An 18,040-nucleotide genomic window follows, 5' to 3' on the forward strand; every position below is an offset into this window, starting at 1 on the left:
CTCTGTTTCACCCCGTCGCACTTATACGGATCTCAAAATGAAAACCTTTTCGGCAAAGCCGGCCGAGGTCACGAAGAAGTGGATCGTCATCGACGCCACCGGTCTCGTGGTCGGCCGCCTCGCCACGCTGGTCGCCATGCGCCTGCGCGGCAAGCACCTCCCGATCTACACCCCCCACGTCGATTGCGGTGACAATGTCATCATCATCAACGCGGATAAGGTGGTGTTCACAGGTCGCAAGCGCGACGACAAGATGTATTACCACCACACCGGCTTCATCGGCGGCATCAAGGAGCGTTCGGCCAAGTCGATCCTGGAAGGTCGCTTCCCGGAGCGCGTCGTGGAGAAGGCTGTCGAGCGTATGATCCCGCGTGGTCCGCTCGGTCGCGTCCAGATGGGCAACCTGCGTGTTTACGCAGGCAGCGAGCACCCGCATGAAGCACAGCAGCCCGAGACGCTCGACGTCGGCGCGCTGAACCGCAAGAACAAGAGGGCCGCATAATGTCCGATACCATGCAGTCTCTCGACCAGCTCGCTTCGCTGAAGGTCTCCGCACCGGACGCGCCGCGTTATGAGAAGAAGGTCGACAAGCAGGGCCGCGCTTATGCCACCGGCAAGCGCAAGGACGCGGTTGCCCGCGTCTGGGTCAAGCCGGGCTCCGGCAAGGTTGTCGTCAACACCCGCGACGTCGAAGTGTACTTCGCTCGCCCGGTGCTGCGCATGCTGATCCAGCAGCCGCTGGTCGCCGCAGCCCGCGCCGGTCAGTATGACGTGATCTGCACCGTCGCCGGTGGTGGTCTGTCCGGCCAGGCAGGCGCCGTGCGCCACGGCCTGTCCAAGGCTCTGACCAACTTCGAACCGGAGCTTCGCTCGGTTCTGAAGAAGGGCGGCTTCCTGACCCGCGACGCGCGTGTCGTCGAACGTAAGAAGTACGGTAAGGCGAAGGCTCGTCGTTCGTTCCAGTTCTCGAAGCGTTAATCGCCTCGTTCAAATCGATACGGAAAAGGGCGCCTTCGGGCGCCCTTTTTTGTGTTTGGGTATCCGGCGACGGCATCCAGACAGATTGATGTAGTTTTTCCCGAAAACTTTGCTTTGCGATAAAACGAATTTCCAATGGGTACATAGCTACGTTCGCGCAATCGCGATTCTTCCAGCCGACCGATGCAGGTCGGTGATATTGCAAATGATTGCCGGTGCGCGGACATGCTGCTCGACACATCCACACTCTACCTGGTGGCGACCCTTGTCGCCGCGATGCTTGGTGGAATGCTCCTTTATTTCGGACGGCACGAGAATATCCCTGCGCTGAACTGGTGGGGCTCGGCCTATCTGCTCGGCGGTGCCTCGGTCGGCCTGTGGACGTTTGTCGGGCCGTTGCTGGGCGAGATGTCGACACTGGCATTCACAGCGATCGGCTTCGTCGCTTGCGGCATGGTGTGGACTGCTGCACGGGTCTTCCACGGCCGCGCGCCCATATGGCGCGGCGTGTTTTTCGGCGCCGGCGCCTGGATTGCAGCGATCTTTGCCTTGCCGGCCGATATGATGCCGCTGCGGACCACTATCGGTGCGGGCATCGTCGCGTTCTATGCGGTCCTCACCGCCTATGAGCTCGGGCTCGAGCGCAGAAAATCGGTGCAACGTCGCTGGCCGACAGTGCTGGTACCGCTTCTGCATGGTTTCGCCTTGATGCTCCCGATCCTGCTTGGCGATGTGCTGCATCCGGACGATGCGACCTTCGGCAACAGCATCTGGGTGACGGCCTTTGCAGTCGAACTGGTTCTCTATGCCGTCGGCACCGTGTTCCTGATCTTCGTGCTCGTGTCCGAACGGACCGTCGCGGCCCACAAGGTAGCGGCGTCCTGTGATCCGCTCACGAGCCTGCTCAATCGGCGCGGCTTTGCCGAGGCGACCGCACGAATGATCGAACGCGAGGCGAAGGCCCGTCGCCCGATCACGGTGATGATCTTCGACATCGATCACTTCAAGTCGATCAACGACCGCTTTGGCCATCCCGTCGGCGATGAGGTGCTGAAGCTGTTTGCTTCGGTCATCACCCATTCGCTGCGCATTACCGATCTGACCGGGCGCATCGGCGGTGAGGAATTCGCCGCCATGCTGCCATGTAACCTGGACGAGGCGATGCAGGCTGCCGAGCGGGTGCGTGAAAATTTCGCCGGTTGCGGCATCGAGGTCGACGCAGCACCGGTGGCGACCACCGTCAGCATCGGTGTGGCCGGTGGCCCTGCCGGTACCGAGCTCGACGTGCTGCTCGCTGCGGCCGATACGGCGCTCTACCAAGCCAAGCGTGGCGGCCGTAACCGCGTGCAGTCGGCCGAAGAGGAGCCGCTATCGCTCGCGCAGGGACGTAAAGCCGCGGCATCCGGACTGATGCCGAAACCGGCAGTAACCGTCGCCCGCGCCGGTGTGACGATGAAAATGGAAATCGCCCAGTAAGGGACGGTTTACCAATCGATTCCATGCTGATCGCATGATGACCTCGCGCGATCACTCCTCTCATCCAGCTCTTCTCTCCCTTGATGCCGCTGCCAGCGCAGCGCGCTCGGGATTTGCCTGCATGTTCTCTTCCTCGGACGAGTACGAGACCGCGCTGATCGCGCAGCGCCGCGCGCAGGGGCGTTACGGCACGCAGACAAGCCGCGGACCATTGATCGCCTTCATCGCCACCTGCACGGCGATCATCGCCACGGTTGCGGTTTATTTCGCGAAGTCGTGATCCCACGCGGCGCATTGCGCTTCGTCGCATCCGGGCTACATTGCCCGACCGCAAACAAAGGGTCGGGAAACGATGATCACGGAAATCGCACAAATCGACGTCAAGCCGGGCAGCGAAAATGATTTTGAGGCGGCCGTCGCCAAGGCCAAGCCGCTATTCTTGCGTGCCAAAGGCGGCCTCGGCTTCGAATTGCACAAATCGGTCGAGTTGCCGTCGCGCTATCGGCTGGTGGCGAAGTGGGAAACCCTGGAAAACCACACGGTGGATTTCCGCGGCTCCGCGGATTTCGCCGAATGGCGCGCGTTGGTCGGGCCCTATTTCGAAACGCCGCCTTATGTCGAGCACACCGAGACGGTGCTGACGACGTAAGCTAGGCCGTCGCCGCTTCACGCTCCTGCGCGGGGTCTTCGTCGTCTTCGCGCAGGAAATCGATCACCACCTTGCCGATGGCCATCACCGGCAATGCCAGCGCCAGGCCCCAGACGCCGAACACCACGCCCAGCGTGATCTGGAATGCAAACAGCGTCGCCGGCGGAATATCCAGCGCCTGGCGCTGCAGGATCGGCGTCAGGATGTAGCTTTCCAGCGCGTGCACGGCCATGAACAGCACGAAGGCCGATGCGCCGGCGAACCAGCCCGAGGCGAGGCTGGCCAGTACCACGATCAGGCCCCCGAGAATGGCACCGACGGTAGGAATGAAGGCGAGCAGGCCGGCCTGTACGCCGAGAATGAATGCACTGGGAATGCCGATCAGCTTCAGGCCGAGCCAGGTGACGGCACCCACCGCCACCATGGTGATCATCTGGGCGACGAGCCAGCGCTGCAGCGTGTCGCTGATGCGATCGACGACGACGGTCACGGGCGCGCGATGTTTCCTCGGCGTGAGTTGCAGCAGGCCCCTGCGATAGACGCTCGGCTGCGCTGCAAAGGCGAGGCCCAGAAATAGCACGATGAAGAAATTGCCGACGGCACCCACGGTGCCAAGCAGGATTTTTAGCGTCTGGGTCACGATGGCGCCGCCCGATGAAGCGATGGTGCCTGCGCTCGGCAGGTTGCTGGTGCGGGGGATGGGTGCCGTGCTGGGCGCGACGGTGCCGGGGATTTCGGCTGCTGTCGTTTCCTTCTCGCCGTCCTTCGGTACTTCCGACAGAATGCTGTTGAAGTCGAAATAGCTGGTGTCGACGCCATGCTGTTCCAGATAGGTCTTCACGCTGACGACCTGGGATTTCAGCGTGCTGGACAGCGTCTTGGCCTGGCTGGCGATGGTTGCACCGCCGAGATAGAGCAGGCCGCCGAGCATCGCTGCGAGCAATACGCAGACCAGCGCCAGCCGTAGCGGCTGCGGCCCGCCCATGACGCGGCCCAGCAATTGCGTTATCGCATTGAGCGCAACCCCGAGCAGGACACCGGCAAAGACCAGGAACAGCGTCGCGGAGAAGTACCAGGCGAACACCACGAAGATCGCGAACGCCACCGTGGTGATGCCACCCACCGAAATCGCCCAAGCGAGATCGCTGCGCGATGGGACATGGGAATCGGCGGGCAGGGGCATCTGAAATTCACCTCGTGGAAAATCACTGTTTCGCGAATTGCGGGCGGCGGTCAAGCGTCGAAGCTGTTGCGGCGAGACAGCGCATTGCCGCCTGCAACGCAGCCATGACCCCGTCTCGGCTGCCGCCGCACCACAAATCACGCCAAGATGCACCGAACCCGCAGGCCAGGACCGCGGGAATGGGAGGACATCCGTGAATCGCATTACCGGCCGTTCGGCTTTTCTCGCGCTGCTCAAGGACGAAGGCGTCACGCATCTGTTCGGCAATCCCGGCACCACTGAACTGCCGATCATGCACGCGCTGAAGGACCATCCCGACCTCACTTACGTGATGGCGATGCAGGAAAGTCTCGTGGTCGCCATCGCCGATGGCTATAGCCGCGCCTCCGGCCGGCTCGTCGCCTGCAATGTCCATGTGGCTCCCGGCCTCGGCAATGCCATGGGCTCGCTCTACAATGCGCAGTTCACGGGTACACCGATGATCCTCACCGCTGGCCAGCAGGAGCAGGGGCATGGCCTGATGGAGCCGTTGCTCTATGGTCCGCTGGTACGCATGGCCGAGCCGCTGGTGAAATGGGCGGTGGAGGTCACGCGCCTCGAGGACCTGCCGCGCATCGTGCGCCGTGCCGCCAAGATCGCGACCACCGCACCGACCGGCCCGGTCTTCATCTCGCTGCCCGGCGACATCCTGAATGCAGAGATCGGCCTCGAACTCGGGCGTGCCACCCGCGTCGATACACGCATCCGGCCGTCGGACGATGCGCTGGCCGCCATTGTGCAACGGGTGTTGAAGGCTGAGCGTCCGGTGATCATTGCGGGCGACGAGATCGTGAAAAGCGACGCCCTGCAGGAAGCTGCCGATTTCGCAACTGCACTCGGCGCGCCGGTCTATCAGCAGTCAGCGCCTTACGGCTCGCACTTTCTGTCGGAGCACCCCTGTTACATGGGATCGCTGTCGCGCACGCAGACCCAGGTGCGCGACCTGCTGGCGCCCCATGATCTCCTGATCGTGCTCGGCGCTGACCCGCTGCGGATGTCAGTACATAGTGAAACGCTGCCGTTGCCGGACGGCATGCCCATCGTGCAGGTCGGCCTCGTCGATTGGGATCTCGCCAAGAATTTTAGCGCCGAGATCGCACTCAAGGCCGATGTGAAGGAAACGCTGCGGGTGCTGACGCCGGCGCTCCAGGAGGCCGGCGGTCCGGAGTTCGAAACGCGTGCCGCGAAGGGCAGGGCGGCGCTGGCGTCCGGCAACTGGACCGCGCGCCGCGCCAGGTTGGTCGAGCAGATCAGCAAGTCTGCTTCGCGCGCGCCGATCGATCCGGACTGGCTAGCACTGCAGGTGGTTGAGGCCATGCCGGCCAATGCGATCATGGTCGATGAGGGCCTCACATCCTCGCGCCATATGACAGCGCTCAAGCCCTATCGCGATCGCTACGATTACCACGCGCTCGCTTCCGGCGGCATCGGTTGGGGCCTGCCGGCGTCGGTCGGCGTCAGTCTCGCCAATCCGGATCGCCCCGTCGTCTGTTTCTCCGGAGACGGCAGCGCGATGTATTCGATCCAGTCGCTCTGGACGGCCGCCCGCCACAAGCTGCCGCTGGTGGTGGTGATCGCCAATAATGGCGGGTACCGCATCATCAAGCAGCGGTTGCTGTCGTTTCATCAGGACGATCACTTTGTCGGAATGGATTTTGCCGATCCCGCCGTCGACTTTACGGCGCTAGCCAAGTCGCTGGGCCTCAGGGCGGAGACGGTCACGGACCCCGCAAAGCTGCGCCCGACGCTCGACGCTGCATTTGCGGACGGGGGGACCCATCTCGTCGAAGTCATGATCGATGGATCGGTGTAGGGACGGCTTCGATCCGTCACCACGACATATCGCCGCTTTGACGAATGCGTCGCCATGGTGCATGGCCGATACGGGAGGCCGTGATGAAAATTCTCAAATGGGCGGGGCCGGTGGTGCTGCTCGTGGCGATCGTGGTCGGCGACTGGATCCGCACCGATCGTCCCGCGCACAAATATCGCCTCACCGTCGAAGTCGATACACCCGAGGGCGTCAAGTCGGCGTCCAGCGTCGTCTCGGTGCATCCCTATCGCGGTTACCAGCCCGGTGGAAAGACGACGTCGCGCGGCGATGCCGTGATGGTCGATCTCGGCGGCGGCAAGAACCTTGCTGCGCTCATGCTGCATGACGACAAGGGCAATGCCGACTTCGATGGCGCCAATTTCGTGGCGATGCGTGCCTATCAGGCTGCCGGCCGCAAGATCGCCTTTCGCGATGTCGGCAGCCAGACCGGCGCCGTGCCGGTATCCGGCGAATTGATGCCTGTGCTGGCGAGCTTTAGCAATCCGCGCGATTCATCCACGATTGTTCGTCTGAAGCATGACGATCTGTCGCCGCTAGGGCAGGGCGTCAAGTTGCGCTCCGTGAATGTCGAGGCGGTACCGAACGGATTGTGGCCGCTCGATTTTGGTGGCTCGCTGGGCCAGCCAGTCACCCGCACGATTGCCGCCAAACTCCCGTGGTCCGAAAGCGACGCCGACGCTGCACGCGCCGTACAAGCTGTCGGATTTTCCGAAGCCTTTGAACCAGCTCGGGCGTTTACGAGGAAATAGCGACACGTCTCACGTCGCATCCAGTGTCAGTATCTGTCCGCCGATGTCCGCGAGGCGCGTGAAATAGGCGGAAGGGTCGAGCAACTGGTAGGGGAAGTAGAGTCCTGCGGGGGGCGGCGGTTGTCCATCAAGACCCGTCAGCCGTTCGAGCAACATGGCGACGCCTAGTCCCGTCAATGGCATCTGTCCTTCGGGATGCACCACCGCATGGCGCGTCCGCAGCGGCTGCCCGTCGCGATCCTCGCCCGCCAGTTCGATGATGATCTCGGTGGACATCGGCCCGCCGCGGCGGCGGCTGGAGCTCACGCCGAGCGCGAGATTGAAAGTGACATTCGGCGCCCCGGTCGCGGTGGCCAGGCCGACGACGTCATTGGGCGACAGCGCCGAGGCAGCCATCTCGGTGCCGTCGATGGCGCGGAACTTCGCCTTGGCATCGTCACCGGTGCGCCAGACGTAGGCGCCGTCGCGGCGCGCGAGCGCTGCGGGCATTGTTTTCGTCTGTCGCTCCAGATCGACATTCGCCGCCGGCCCGAACGCGTCTTTTTCATCGAGAAGTGCGCCGATCCTGATGTCGTGGACCCGGCCGAACGCCTTGGCAAATTCCAGCGTCGGCACCATTGTCGCGCCCACCAGCCATTCCGTTCCGAGCACGACCGGTGCGGCGGACGGGCTGTGGATATAGGCCGCGACTTCCGGCGCAAGTTCAATGATGCCGGGCGAAATGCTTAGATGCGGCACGCCCCGCGACTGCGCAAATCGCAAAGCCGCAGCCCGCTCATCGGTGAACAATACGGCGACGGCGCTCACTTCACGCTCGCCGAGGCCGAGATCGCCGGCCGTCATATCGAGCGTGACACCTTCAGCGCGCCCGATTTCACCGGCCGCATTTGCGGCTTTCTCGCCGTCGCGGCCACCGATCAGCAGCGGCGCATCGGGATGCGCCTCGCGCAGAAAGCGAGACGCCCAGCGGCCGACAATGCCGGAGCCGCCAACGAGAAGAATAGGATTGTGGGACATCATCACACCTCCCGGGATCAAGCTGAAACCTCCCGATTGGTTCAGTGTTGCAGCAGTACTCAAGGATCTCGCCGCATGCGCGTACAGGTGGCCATCGCTGGTCTGCGGCTTTGTCCTGGAGAGCGACGCGGCGCGCGCATGAGAGGCATAGAAAAAAGGCGCCCGGTTCCCCGGGCGCCTTGATCCTGTCGCTGACCGAGCAATCCGATCAGTACGAATAGTACATTTCGAATTCAACCGGATGCGGGGTCATCTCAAAACGCTCGACGTCCTGCATCTTGAGCTCGATATAGGCATCGATGAAGTCGTCATCGAACACGCCGCCGGCCTTCAGGAACGCACGATCCTTGTCGAGGTTCTCGAGGGCTTCACGCAGGCTGCCGCACACGGTCGGGATCTGCTTCAGCTCTTCCTTCGGCAGGTCGTAGAGATCCTTGTCCATCGCCGGGCCCGGATCGATCTTGTTCTTGATGCCGTCGAGGCCGGCCATCAGCATCGCGGCGAAAGCGAGATAGGGGTTCGCCATCGGATCCGGGAAGCGGACTTCCACGCGCTTCGCCTTCGGCGAGGTCGTGAACGGGATGCGGCAGGAGGCCGAACGGTTGCGGGCCGAATAGGCCAGCAGCACCGGCGCTTCGTAGCCCGGGACCAGACGCTTGTAGGAGTTGGTCGACGGGTTGGTGAAGGCGTTGATGGCCTTGGCGTGCTTGATGATGCCGCCGATATAGTGGAGGCAGGTTTCCGACAGGTCGGCATACTTGTTGCCGGCGAAGGTCGGCTTGCCGTCCTTCCAGATCGACTGGTGCACATGCATGCCCGAACCGTTGTCGCCGAAGATCGGCTTCGGCATGAAGGTTGCGGTCTTGCCGTAGATATGCGCGACCTGATGGATGCAGTATTTGTAGACCTGCATCTGGTCGGCCATGTGGGTCAGGGTGTCGAACTTCATGCCGAGTTCGTGCTGGGCCGACGCCACTTCGTGATGGTGCTTCTCGACCTTGACGCCCATGCGCGCCATGGCGCCAAGCATTTCCGAGCGCATGTCCTGCAGCGAGTCCTGCGGCGGCACAGGGAAGTAGCCGCCCTTGTTGCGGACGCGGTGGCCGAGATTGCCGCTTTCATATTCGGTGTCCGAATTCGTCGGCAGTTCCGACGAGTCGAGCTTGAAGCCGGTATTGTAGGGCTGGGCCGAGAAGCGGACGTCGTCGAACACGAAGAATTCGGCTTCCGGGCCGACGAACACGGTGTCGCCCACGCCCATGGCCTTGACCTGGGCTTCCGCCTTCTTGGCGATGCCGCGCGGGTCGCGGTTATAGGGCTCGCCGGTGCCGGGATCGAGCACGTCGCAGGTGATGACCATGGTGGTCTCGGCGAAGAACGGATCGATCACCGCGGTGGCGGGATCGAGCATCAGGGTCATGTCGGATTCGTTGATCGCCTTCCAGCCGGCGATCGATGAACCGTCGAACATGGTGCCTTCGGCAAAAATCTCTTCGTCGATCATCGAAACGTCGAAGGTGACGTGCTGCCACTTGCCGCGCGGATCGGTGAAACGCAGGTCGACGTATTTGACGTCGTTGTCCTTGATGGACTGCAGGACTTCTTTGGCGGTCGTCATGGGTTTCCCTACCTTTGTGTGCGGGCCGAATTCCGGACGGTACGATGGCGTATGACAAAAGGGTCACAGCCATATGTCTTCAACAACAAGAGGCGGCAACAAGAAGGCTGCCGAAGCAGCCTTTTGCTGACGCCTCGAGACGTCGGGGAATCGGATAGCACCGCCCTTGGAGAGCGTCCAGCCCGGTAGGGACGGTCTGTGCTCAGATCGCGTCGAGGCCGGACTCGCCGGTGCGGATGCGCACGGCTTCCTCGATATTGGACACGAAGATCTTACCGTCGCCGATGCGGCCGGTCTGTGCGGCACGGCGGATGGCGTCGATCGCCTTCTCGACGAGGTCGTCGGAGATCACGATCTCGATCTTCACCTTGGGCAGGAAATCAACGATGTATTCCGCACCGCGATAGAGCTCAGCGTGACCTTTCTGACGGCCAAAACCTTTGGCTTCGGTGACGGTGATGCCTTGCAGCCCCACCTCCTGAAGCGCCTCCTTCACCTCGTCGAGCTTGAAGGGCTTGATGATGGCTTCGATCTTTTTCACTGAACGTCTCCCCGGCACTCAATCTCGGCCGAAAGTTTCTGGACTTGAAGTTGCGTCGTTCCTGCGCAGCGACCGCGAGGCGGCGCGCACAGTTAGTTTGATACTCACATTCGGGCGGAGTTGCGCTCCCGCCGCTTGAGCGTTGGCAATTTCTCGCCAATCAACATCGATGTTCCCGGTTTCTCCATCATTTGATGCTGGATTGCCTCGGTGTGATGTTGGCTTCCCTTAAAGCAGGGTCCATGCCAAATTCAGCGGGCGGCTATTTTTGAAGCATTTTCAGGTTTTTACGACAGGACTGAAGAGGCTTCGGACGAGAATACCTCACCGCTTTTGTCTAGCAAGTGGGCAGATTGGTTAAATTCAGTGCAGCCACGACCGTCCGACATGGTCGAATTCGCGGCTGCCTTTCGAACAGGCGATACGGAAGGCGTGATGGAGCTCCTGACCACAGAAGAGATGGCGCGCGCCGACGAGCTGACGATTGCGGCCGGCACGCCAGGCTTCGAGCTGATGCGAGCCGCCGGCCGTGCGGTCGCCGATGCGGCGAATGATCTAGCCGAGGAAGGGGCGATCCTTGTGATTGCCGGTCGCGGCAACAATGGTGGCGACGGATTTGTCGCGGCGGCTGAGCTTGCGGCGCAGGGACGCGAGGTGTCTGTGATCCTGCTCTGCGATCGCGCGACCCTGAAGGGCGATGCGGCGCTGGCGGCGAAGGGATGGAAGGGGGAGGTGCTGCCCTGCGATCCCTCCCTGATCGGGTCGCCGGCCTTGATCATTGATGCGCTGTTCGGCGCTGGGCTCGATCGTCCAGTGAAGGGCGATCTGAAGATCATGATCGACGCCATCAACGCGTCGGGTGTGCCGGTGCTTTCTGTCGATCTGCCGAGCGGCATCAATGGCAATTCTGGTGCGGTGATGGGGGCGGCCATTCTGGCCACCGAAACCGTGACCTTCTTTCGGCCGAAGCCTGGCCATCTGCTGCTTCCCGGCCGCAGCTGTTGCGGCAAGCTGCGGGTGATCGACATTGGCATCGATGACGGGGTGCTGGACCGGATCGGGCCGAAGACCGCCGAGAACAATCCCGATCTGTGGCAGGACGCATTCCCGCTGCCGCGGGTGGATGGGCACAAGTTCACCAGAGGGCATGCCGTAGTCGTCTCAGGCGACATCGCGGCGACCGGTGCGGCGCGGCTGTCCGCGCGAGCGGCGCTGCGGGGCGGAGCAGGGCTGGTTACGGTGGCATCGCCACGTGACGCGCTGGCTGTGAATGCCGCGGCACTGACGGCGGTCATGGTCCGGCCGGTCGATACGCCGGATGAGTTCGCCAGCCTGATCGGTGGCAAGATCAATGCCTGCGTTATCGGCCCGGGAGCCGGGATCGGCGCGAAAACGTGTGGCTTCATAGAGGCAGGTCTTGCGGCAAAACGGAGGCTGGTGCTCGATGCGGATGCGCTGACCAGTTTCGCCGATGCGCCCGATCGGCTGTTCGATCTGGTCAAGGCTGATCCCGAAACTCAAGTTGTTCTGACGCCGCATGAGGGTGAATTTTCGCGCGTCTTCAGTGGCTTGAACTCGGATCTTGAGGCGCCGTCAAAGTTCGATCGCGTAACCGCTGCTGCCCGGCAATCCGGGGCCGTTGTCCTTTTGAAGGGCCCCGACACGGTGGTCGCGTCGCCTGATGGCCGCGCAGCCATCGCCGCGAACGCGCCGCCCTGGCTGGCGACGGCCGGCTCAGGCGATGTGCTGGCCGGATTGATCGGGGCGTTTCTGGCGCAAGGCGTGCCGGCCTATGAGGCGGCCTGCATCGGCGTGTGGATGCATGGCGAGGCCGGCTCCGAAGCGGGGCCGGGGCTGATTGCGGAGGACCTCACAGAGGTCATGCCGGCCGTGTTCAGGCGGCTCTACGACCGGCTTGGCATTCCCTACTGAGCTCAGCCGACCTCGTACCAGCGCACCAGGCGCGGGGAGGCCCAGTCGGTGGTGAAGGATTCAATCAGCCAGCGACCGGGGTGATGGGCCACGAAAGCGATGCGCTGGGTTTGGCCGGGGTCGAGGGCCAAGGTGTCGAGCCAGAATGGCTTCCAGCCGTCGTCGAGCTTGTCCAGCAGGCGGAAGTGGTGGCCGTGCATTTGCAGGACGGCAGAGGTGCTGGCCTTGTTGTTCAAGGTCAGGACCACCGGGCGTCCGGGCTTCACCTTGAAGGCCGGGGCGGTGGAGGGGCCGAGATCGAGCGGCTTGATCCAGCCGGTATCGGGCGAGCCAACAGCCAGGTCCGAACGCATGGCGCTCTTGAGGTCGATCTGGATTGGCAGGCCGTTGGACGGCAGCGGAGTTGCCGTCTGCATCGGAATGGCCCGGAGCGGCGGGTCCTTCAAGGTGACAAGCTGGCCGATGCGGCGGATGTCCTTGCCGTCGTGGAGCAGGACCGGGGTGACGGTTCCCGCAGGTTTGATCGTGTCGAGGAAGACGTCGATGCGGGTGCCGGGTGCCAGCACGACCTGATTGTTGCGCGCCGGGAATGGCTCCGCAGGCTGGCCGTCAATGGCCATGACGCGGACATCCTGATCCTCGAATTTGAGGGCGATCACAGAGCGTTGGCAGCCGTTGATAAGGCGAAGTCTGAGCCGCTCATTGGTCTTGACCGGAATGTCGTGGAGCGCCTTCCGGTTGGCCAGGAACATCGCCGCGGAGTCTGTCGGATCGACGCCCGGTGCCAGCAACTTTCCGTTCGGCAGTATGCGGAAGTCCTCGACCAGGAGCACCTCGTCGCGGTCGACCTCAAGCGGATCGGTCTCCTGCACCACCATGCTGCGCACTTGTGAGGGCAGCGACTGGCCGTCGCCGAGCAGCCGCATGTCCACATAGGACGTGCCGGCGCTGCGCATCATCAGCTTGAACGAATCCTTCGCGCCGGTGGCGACCGGCTTGCGGTCGAGTAGAGGCGCGATACCGGACACGGCATTGATGCCGCGGCAATTCAACACGATGGGACCGGGGAGCTGGTTGACCAGCTGAACGTCGATTTCGTCGCCGCGGTTGAAGCGCAGCGGACCCTTCTGGGCGCTATGCAGGGTTCCCGCTTCCGAATTGGTGCCGGGCCGGACGATCAGCGGGCCGGGTTTCGCCTGCAACTCCAATGCGGTGACGGCCTGAGCGAAAGTCGCATGGGGCAGCAGCGGGGCGATCAGGGCACCGCCGGCAGCTGCCAGCAGGGAACGACGGGTGAGGGCAAGATGGCTGTTCGTCATGCGGAAATTCCGACCACTTTCGGGCGCGAAAGTCCAGTTGCACCGGCTGCGGCAAGTGGCCTCCGGCCGGCCCATTTTTTTGCTGCGGTTTGTCGTCTGCGTGTTATAAGCCCGCCGCTCGCGACATCGCGGCCGGACATGATGTTTTCTGCGGGCATGGCGGAATTGGTAGACGCGCTGGATTTAGGTTCCAGTGACGAAAGTTGTGGGGGTTCGAGTCCCTCTGCCCGCACCAAGCGCAGATAGCGTTTGACCATGATGATTTCCGGATTCGTGTCCGCGAGGGGTTTGCCTCCGCGAAGGCGGATCGGCCTAACCATTGGCGCAGGCCTTGCGGCCCGGCGTCGGACCAATTTGACACTGTTCGGCCGACGGCCGGACGAAGCGGGAAGAAGATTGACGCCATGCAGGTGAATGAGACCGTCTCCGACGGATTGAAGCGCGAATTCCAGATCAGCGTTCCGGCTGCCGACATCGAAGCCAAGGTCGATGCGCGCCTCGAAGACCTGAAGGGCAAGGTGAAGCTCAATGGCTTCCGTCCGGGCAAGGTTCCGGCTGGCCATTTGAAGCGCCTCTATGGCCGCTCGGTCGCCGCCGAGACCGTGGACGAGTTGATCCGCACCACCAACACCCAGATCTTCACCGAACGTAACCTCAAGCTCGCCACCGAGCCGAAGATCACCATGCCGACCGAAGAGAAGGAAGTCGAAGACATCCTCTCCGGCAAGGCCGACCTGACCTACACCGTGGCCGTCGAAGTCGTGCCGCCGATCGAACTCGCCGACTTCAAGAGCTTTGAAGTCGAGAAGCCGGTTGCCGATGTCAGCGATGCTGACGTCGAGGAATCGATCAAGCGCGTTGCCGACGCCAACCGTGCATTCACCGAGAAGGCCGCCGGTGCGAAGGCCGAGTCGGGTGACCGCGTGGTCGTGGGCTTCAAGGGCACCATCGACGGCGTTGCTTTCGAAGGCGGCACCGGTGAGGACATCCCGGTCCAGATCGGCTCCAACACTTTCATCCCGGGCTTCGAGGATCAGCTGGTTGGCATCGCCGCCGGCGAGACCCGCACGCTTAAGGTGACGTTCCCCGCCAACTACGCCAGCGACACGCTGGCCGGCAAGGCCGCGGAATTCGAGACCACTGCGAGCAAGATTGAATCACCGGTCGACACCGCGATCGACGACGAGTTCGCCAAGTCGCTCGGCCTCGAGTCGCTCGACAAGCTGAAGGAAGCCGCGCGCGAGCGTCTGGTTGCTGAGTTCGCCGGTGCGACCCGCCAGCGCGTGAAGCGTCATCTGCTCGACCGTCTCGACGAGACACACAAGTTCGATGCTCCGCCGTCGCTGGTCGACGAAGAGTTCAAGCTGATGTGGAATTCGATCCAGCAGGAAATGGCGTCCTCGGGCAAGACCTTCGCCGACGAGAACACCACCGAGGAAGCCGCGCAGGAAGAGTATCGCAAGATCGCCGACCGCCGCGTCCGTCTCGGCCTCGTGCTCTCGGAGATCGGCGAGAAGAACAAGATCTCGGTCACCGATGACGAGATCGGCCGCGCCGTGATCGAGCGCGCCCGTTCGATGCCGGGCCGCGAGAAGGAAGTCTGGGACTTCTATCGCAGCAACCCGCAGGCGCTCGCCCAGCTGCGCGCGCCGATCTACGAGGACAAGGTCGTCGACTTCATCCTCGAGCTCGCCAAGGTCACCGAAAAGAAGGTGTCCAAGGAAGACCTGTACAAGGACGAAGACGAGAAGGCGGCGTAAGCCGGCACACTCTCCGTCATGGCCGGGCTTGACCCGGCCATCCATCTTCGCATCAAGCATCGAAAGATGGATGCCCGGGTCAAGCCCGGGCACGACGACCGAGAGAGCACTCTTTAGAACGTTCTAATCAAAACGCCGGCTGGTCCTCCAGCCGGCGTTTTGTCATTAAGGATACCGCCCGAATCAGTTCCGAACGGTGCTGCATCGCTTTGCGGTGCCCGCCAGAATCGGCTTGAACTGCGGGGCAGGGCGACGATCCGACCCATGGTCTTGTTGTCGCCCGATTGGCTCATATCTGTGGGCTCGCACTTCTCTCCTGCATCACGGGACACTCGCGCATTCCCGCGGCCTGTCTCCTCCAACCCTTTGGGTGCTCTATGCGCGATCCGATCGAAACCTACATGAACCTCGTTCCGATGGTGGTCGAGCAGACCAATCGCGGCGAGCGGGCCTACGACATCTTCTCGCGCCTCCTGAAGGAGCGCATCATCTTCGTGACCGGTCCGGTGGAAGACGGCATGGCGACGCTGATCGTCGCACAGCTGCTGTTCCTGGAAGCCGAGAATCCGAAGAAGGAAATCTCGATGTACATCAACTCGCCCGGTGGCGTGGTGACGTCGGGTCTCTCCATCTACGACACGATGCAGTTCATCCGCCCGCCGGTCTCGACGCTCTGCACGGGCCAGGCCGCGTCGATGGGATCGCTGCTGCTGACCGCAGGCGAGAAGGACATGCGCTTCGCTCTGCCGAACGCCCGCGTCATGGTTCACCAGCCCTCGGGCGGTTTCCAGGGCCAGGCCACCGACATCCTGATCCATGCCAAGGAAGTCGAGAGCCTGAAGCGCCGGCTCAACGAGATCTATGTGAAGCACACCGGCCGTCCCTATGACGAGATCCACAACGCGCTCGAGCGCGATAACTTCATGACGGCCGATCAGGCGAAGGAATTCGGGCTGATCGACAAGGTCATCGACAAGCGTGCCGAGGAAGCAGCGCCGGCGAAGCCGGTCTAAGGCGAGAAGGTGTTTCCGGCACTGGCCGGGAACAGCTTGGCAACATTGCGTCGGATCGCGCATGCGCGCTCCGACTTTTCCGGATACAAACCAAGATCAAAGCTAACTGATCGAATAGCTCGTTCCGGTACTCAGTGCCGGAATTGGACGCCAAAGTTCCGCTTTCGTCCACAATACGAGCCGCTTATTCGCGCAATGCGCTCCGGATTACCGGGGACACTCGCGAAGCGCGCGCAAATCGCGTAATCGTCATAAATGGTGACGCTGCGCCGATTAGCGAATTCTTGATCATCGGCTGCCAGCATGGTTCGCTAGCGTGGATCGGTTAGTATCGCGGAGATTCGATTTGGCCGCGGATTCACGCGGCAATTTGGAACAAAGGTCTTTTTTGGTACGGCAATTGCTCTATCTACGGGACGTGTCCCGATCTGAGCGACACCCTGCGAACGAAGATCGAACGGCGGACGGAGATAGGAATGAGTAAGGTCGGTACCAGCGACTCCAAGAATACGCTGTATTGTTCGTTTTGCGGCAAGAGCCAGCACGAAGTTCGCAAACTGATCGCGGGTCCTACCGTATTCATCTGCGACGAATGCGTTGAACTGTGCATGGACATCATCCGCGAAGAGAACAAGTCTTCGCTGGTCAAGTCGCGTGACGGCATCCCGACCCCGAAGGAAATCTGCAAGGTGCTCGATGACTATGTCATCGGTCAGTTCCATGCGAAGAAGGTTCTCTCGGTCGCGGTGCATAACCACTACAAGCGCCTCAACCACCAGACCAAGCACAACGATGTCGAACTCGCGAAGTCGAACATCCTGCTGATCGGTCCCACGGGTTCGGGCAAGACGCTGCTCGCGCAGACGCTCGCAAGAATCTTGGACGTGCCGTTCACGATGGCCGATGCGACGACGCTGACCGAAGCGGGTTATGTCGGTGAGGACGTCGAGAACATCATCCTCAAGCTGCTGCAGGCGGCCGACTACAATGTCGAGCGTGCGCAGCGCGGCATCGTCTATATCGACGAAATCGACAAGATCTCGCGCAAGTCGGACAATCCGTCGATCACCCGCGACGTGTCGGGCGAGGGCGTGCAGCAGGCACTGCTGAAGATCATGGAAGGCACCGTTGCCTCCGTGCCTCCGCAGGGCGGCCGCAAGCATCCGCAGCAGGAATTCCTGCAGGTCGATACGACGAACATCCTGTTCATCTGCGGTGGCGCATTCGCTGGCCTCGAAAAGATCATTTCGGGTCGCGGCCGCACCACCTCGATCGGCTTCGCCGCGCAGGTGTTGGCGCCGGAAGATCGCCGCACCGGTGAAATCTTCCGTCACGTCGAGCCCGAGGATCTGCTCAAGTATGGCTTGATCCCGGAATTCGTCGGCCGTCTGCCTGTCGTCGCGACGCTGGAAGACCTCGACGAGACCTCGCTGAAGAAGATCCTAGTCGAGCCGAAGAACGCGCTGGTGAAGCAGTATCAGCGCCTGTTCGAGATGGAGAATATCGAGCTCACCTTCGCCGACGAGGCGCTGGGTGCGGTGGCCCGCAAGGCCATCGAGCGCAAGACGGGCGCCCGCGGCCTGCGGTCGATCCTGGAAGCGATCCTGCTCGAAACCATGTTCGACCTGCCGGGTCTGGAAGGTGTCGAGGAAGTCGTCATCTCCAAGGAAGTCGTGGATGGGACGGCACGCCCGCTCTACATCTATGCCGACCGCTCCGACCGCGCGGCGGAGACCAGCGCCAGCGCCTGATCGCGTTGCGCGAAAGATCAGTTCGGGACACGGCTGCCGGGTATCCGGCAGCCGTTTTTCGTTCTGGCGAGAAGCCGCAATATGGAGCTGTCATCCGCGGGCAGCGCGAAGCGAGCTTCGCTAGAGACCCGCGGACCCATCTTTAGCCCCGTGTTTTGCCGCTCAAGATGGATTGCCGGGT

16 protein-coding genes and 1 tRNA gene are annotated in these 18,040 nt (G+C 62.4%); 12 read left to right on the top strand and 5 right to left on the bottom strand.

Features of this window, described 5'->3' with window-relative positions; translation table 11 throughout:
- The first annotated feature begins 37 nt into the window (after positions 1-37).
- The 5 genes from rplM (at position 38) to ACIQ17_RS00385 (ending at position 3,103) form a co-directional block, all read left to right on the top strand.
- Complete coding sequence (gene rplM, locus ACIQ17_RS00365; protein ID WP_398464194.1) at positions 38-502, top strand: 50S ribosomal protein L13; 465 nt, start codon at positions 38-40, stop codon at positions 500-502.
- Positions 502-978 carry a 30S ribosomal protein S9 gene (rpsI, locus tag ACIQ17_RS00370; protein ID WP_398464196.1) on the top strand — a complete coding sequence of 159 codons (477 nt, stop codon included), beginning with the start codon at positions 502-504 and terminating at the stop codon, positions 976-978. Before rplM ends, rpsI begins: the two co-directional genes overlap by 1 nt.
- Positions 979-1,203: 225 nt before the next feature.
- Positions 1,204-2,454: a diguanylate cyclase gene (locus tag ACIQ17_RS00375; RefSeq protein ID WP_398464198.1), complete on the top strand. Its 1,251-nt coding sequence runs from the start codon at positions 1,204-1,206 to the stop codon at positions 2,452-2,454.
- 34 nt (positions 2,455-2,488) lie between these two features.
- Positions 2,489-2,734: a hypothetical protein gene (locus tag ACIQ17_RS00380; protein ID WP_398464200.1), complete on the top strand. Its 246-nt coding sequence runs from the start codon at positions 2,489-2,491 to the stop codon at positions 2,732-2,734.
- A gap of 72 nt (positions 2,735-2,806) precedes the next feature.
- The gene (locus ACIQ17_RS00385) at positions 2,807-3,103 is read left to right on the top strand and encodes an antibiotic biosynthesis monooxygenase family protein (RefSeq protein ID WP_398464202.1); all 297 of its coding nucleotides are present in this window, start codon (positions 2,807-2,809) and stop codon (positions 3,101-3,103) included.
- Between the two features lies 1 nt (position 3,104).
- Here ACIQ17_RS00385 and ACIQ17_RS00390 read toward each other — a convergent pair whose 3' ends face one another.
- The gene (locus tag ACIQ17_RS00390) at positions 3,105-4,286 is read right to left on the bottom strand and encodes an AI-2E family transporter (protein WP_398464204.1); all 1,182 of its coding nucleotides are present in this window, start codon (positions 4,284-4,286) and stop codon (positions 3,105-3,107) included.
- Positions 4,287-4,479: 193 nt separating this feature from the next.
- Here ACIQ17_RS00390 and ACIQ17_RS00395 point away from each other — a divergent pair, with 193 nt between their 5' ends.
- Together ACIQ17_RS00395 and ACIQ17_RS00400 are read left to right on the top strand one after the other, a co-directional pair.
- On the top strand, positions 4,480-6,138 hold the full coding sequence (locus ACIQ17_RS00395) for a thiamine pyrophosphate-binding protein (protein ID WP_398464206.1): 1,659 nt from the start codon (positions 4,480-4,482) through the stop codon (positions 6,136-6,138).
- An 83-nt stretch (positions 6,139-6,221) separates the two neighbouring features.
- Positions 6,222-6,908, top strand: a complete 687-nt coding sequence (locus ACIQ17_RS00400; protein WP_398464208.1) for a hypothetical protein — start codon at positions 6,222-6,224, stop codon at positions 6,906-6,908.
- A 9-nt stretch (positions 6,909-6,917) separates the two neighbouring features.
- Here ACIQ17_RS00400 and ACIQ17_RS00405 read toward each other — a convergent pair whose 3' ends face one another.
- The 3 genes from ACIQ17_RS00405 to ACIQ17_RS00415 form a co-directional block, all read right to left on the bottom strand.
- Entirely contained in the window at positions 6,918-7,925 is a 1,008-nt protein-coding gene (locus ACIQ17_RS00405; protein WP_398464210.1) for an NAD(P)-dependent oxidoreductase, read from the bottom strand.
- Positions 7,926-8,133: 208 nt separating this feature from the next.
- Positions 8,134-9,543 (bottom strand): type I glutamate--ammonia ligase, encoded by a 1,410-nt coding sequence (gene glnA, locus ACIQ17_RS00410; RefSeq protein ID WP_398464212.1) that lies wholly within the window; start codon positions 9,541-9,543, stop codon positions 8,134-8,136.
- Between the two features lie 202 nt (positions 9,544-9,745).
- A complete protein-coding gene (locus ACIQ17_RS00415) occupies positions 9,746-10,084 on the bottom strand; it encodes a P-II family nitrogen regulator (RefSeq protein WP_143573288.1) in 339 nt (112 codons plus the stop codon).
- A gap of 435 nt (positions 10,085-10,519) precedes the next feature.
- On the opposite strand from ACIQ17_RS00415, the gene ACIQ17_RS00420 reads away from it, so the two are divergent.
- Positions 10,520-12,016 (top strand): NAD(P)H-hydrate dehydratase, encoded by a 1,497-nt coding sequence (locus tag ACIQ17_RS00420; RefSeq protein WP_398464232.1) that lies wholly within the window; start codon positions 10,520-10,522, stop codon positions 12,014-12,016.
- Between the two features lie 2 nt (positions 12,017-12,018).
- Here the strand turns inward: ACIQ17_RS00420 and ACIQ17_RS00425 are convergent, their stop codons facing one another.
- The gene (locus tag ACIQ17_RS00425) at positions 12,019-13,335 is read right to left on the bottom strand and encodes a multicopper oxidase family protein (protein ID WP_398464215.1); all 1,317 of its coding nucleotides are present in this window, start codon (positions 13,333-13,335) and stop codon (positions 12,019-12,021) included.
- 150 nt (positions 13,336-13,485) lie between these two features.
- Here ACIQ17_RS00425 and ACIQ17_RS00430 point away from each other — a divergent pair.
- From ACIQ17_RS00430 to clpX, 4 genes are all read left to right on the top strand, one after another.
- Positions 13,486-13,570, top strand: a tRNA-Leu gene (locus ACIQ17_RS00430).
- A gap of 169 nt (positions 13,571-13,739) precedes the next feature.
- Positions 13,740-15,095 carry a trigger factor gene (gene tig, locus ACIQ17_RS00435; protein ID WP_398464217.1) on the top strand — a complete coding sequence of 452 codons (1,356 nt, stop codon included), beginning with the start codon at positions 13,740-13,742 and terminating at the stop codon, positions 15,093-15,095.
- Between the two features lie 377 nt (positions 15,096-15,472).
- The gene (locus tag ACIQ17_RS00440; protein ID WP_398464219.1) at positions 15,473-16,108 is read left to right on the top strand and encodes an ATP-dependent Clp protease proteolytic subunit; all 636 of its coding nucleotides are present in this window, start codon (positions 15,473-15,475) and stop codon (positions 16,106-16,108) included.
- A 476-nt stretch (positions 16,109-16,584) separates the two neighbouring features.
- Complete coding sequence (clpX, locus tag ACIQ17_RS00445; RefSeq protein ID WP_398464221.1) at positions 16,585-17,859, top strand: ATP-dependent Clp protease ATP-binding subunit ClpX; 1,275 nt, start codon at positions 16,585-16,587, stop codon at positions 17,857-17,859.
- Positions 17,860-18,040: the final 181 nt, after the last annotated feature.

The organism is Tardiphaga sp. (assembly GCF_044340795.1).
GTDB lineage: Bacteria > Pseudomonadota > Alphaproteobacteria > Rhizobiales > Xanthobacteraceae > Tardiphaga.

Bases quoted from the DNA above. Each gene is read 5' to 3' on its own strand.
- ACIQ17_RS00380 (WP_398464200.1), top strand. From the start codon at position 2,489: ATGATGACCTCGCGCGATCACTCCTCTCATCCAGCTCTTCTCTCCCTT.
- ACIQ17_RS00440 (WP_398464219.1), top strand. From the start codon at position 15,473: ATGCGCGATCCGATCGAAACCTACATGAACCTCGTTCCGATGGTGGTC.
- ACIQ17_RS00390 (WP_398464204.1), bottom strand. From the start codon at position 4,286: ATGCCCCTGCCCGCCGATTCCCATGTCCCATCGCGCAGCGATCTCGCT.
- tig (WP_398464217.1), top strand. From the start codon at position 13,740: ATGCAGGTGAATGAGACCGTCTCCGACGGATTGAAGCGCGAATTCCAG.
- rplM (WP_398464194.1), top strand. From the start codon at position 38: ATGAAAACCTTTTCGGCAAAGCCGGCCGAGGTCACGAAGAAGTGGATC.
- ACIQ17_RS00375 (WP_398464198.1), top strand. From the start codon at position 1,204: ATGCTGCTCGACACATCCACACTCTACCTGGTGGCGACCCTTGTCGCC.
- ACIQ17_RS00420 (WP_398464232.1), top strand. From the start codon at position 10,520: ATGGAGCTCCTGACCACAGAAGAGATGGCGCGCGCCGACGAGCTGACG.
- glnA (WP_398464212.1), bottom strand. From the start codon at position 9,543: ATGACGACCGCCAAAGAAGTCCTGCAGTCCATCAAGGACAACGACGTC.
- ACIQ17_RS00400 (WP_398464208.1), top strand. From the start codon at position 6,222: ATGAAAATTCTCAAATGGGCGGGGCCGGTGGTGCTGCTCGTGGCGATC.
- ACIQ17_RS00425 (WP_398464215.1), bottom strand. From the start codon at position 13,335: ATGACGAACAGCCATCTTGCCCTCACCCGTCGTTCCCTGCTGGCAGCT.
- rpsI (WP_398464196.1), top strand. From the start codon at position 502: ATGTCCGATACCATGCAGTCTCTCGACCAGCTCGCTTCGCTGAAGGTC.
- ACIQ17_RS00385 (WP_398464202.1), top strand. From the start codon at position 2,807: ATGATCACGGAAATCGCACAAATCGACGTCAAGCCGGGCAGCGAAAAT.
- clpX (WP_398464221.1), top strand. From the start codon at position 16,585: ATGAGTAAGGTCGGTACCAGCGACTCCAAGAATACGCTGTATTGTTCG.
- ACIQ17_RS00405 (WP_398464210.1), bottom strand. From the start codon at position 7,925: ATGTCCCACAATCCTATTCTTCTCGTTGGCGGCTCCGGCATTGTCGGC.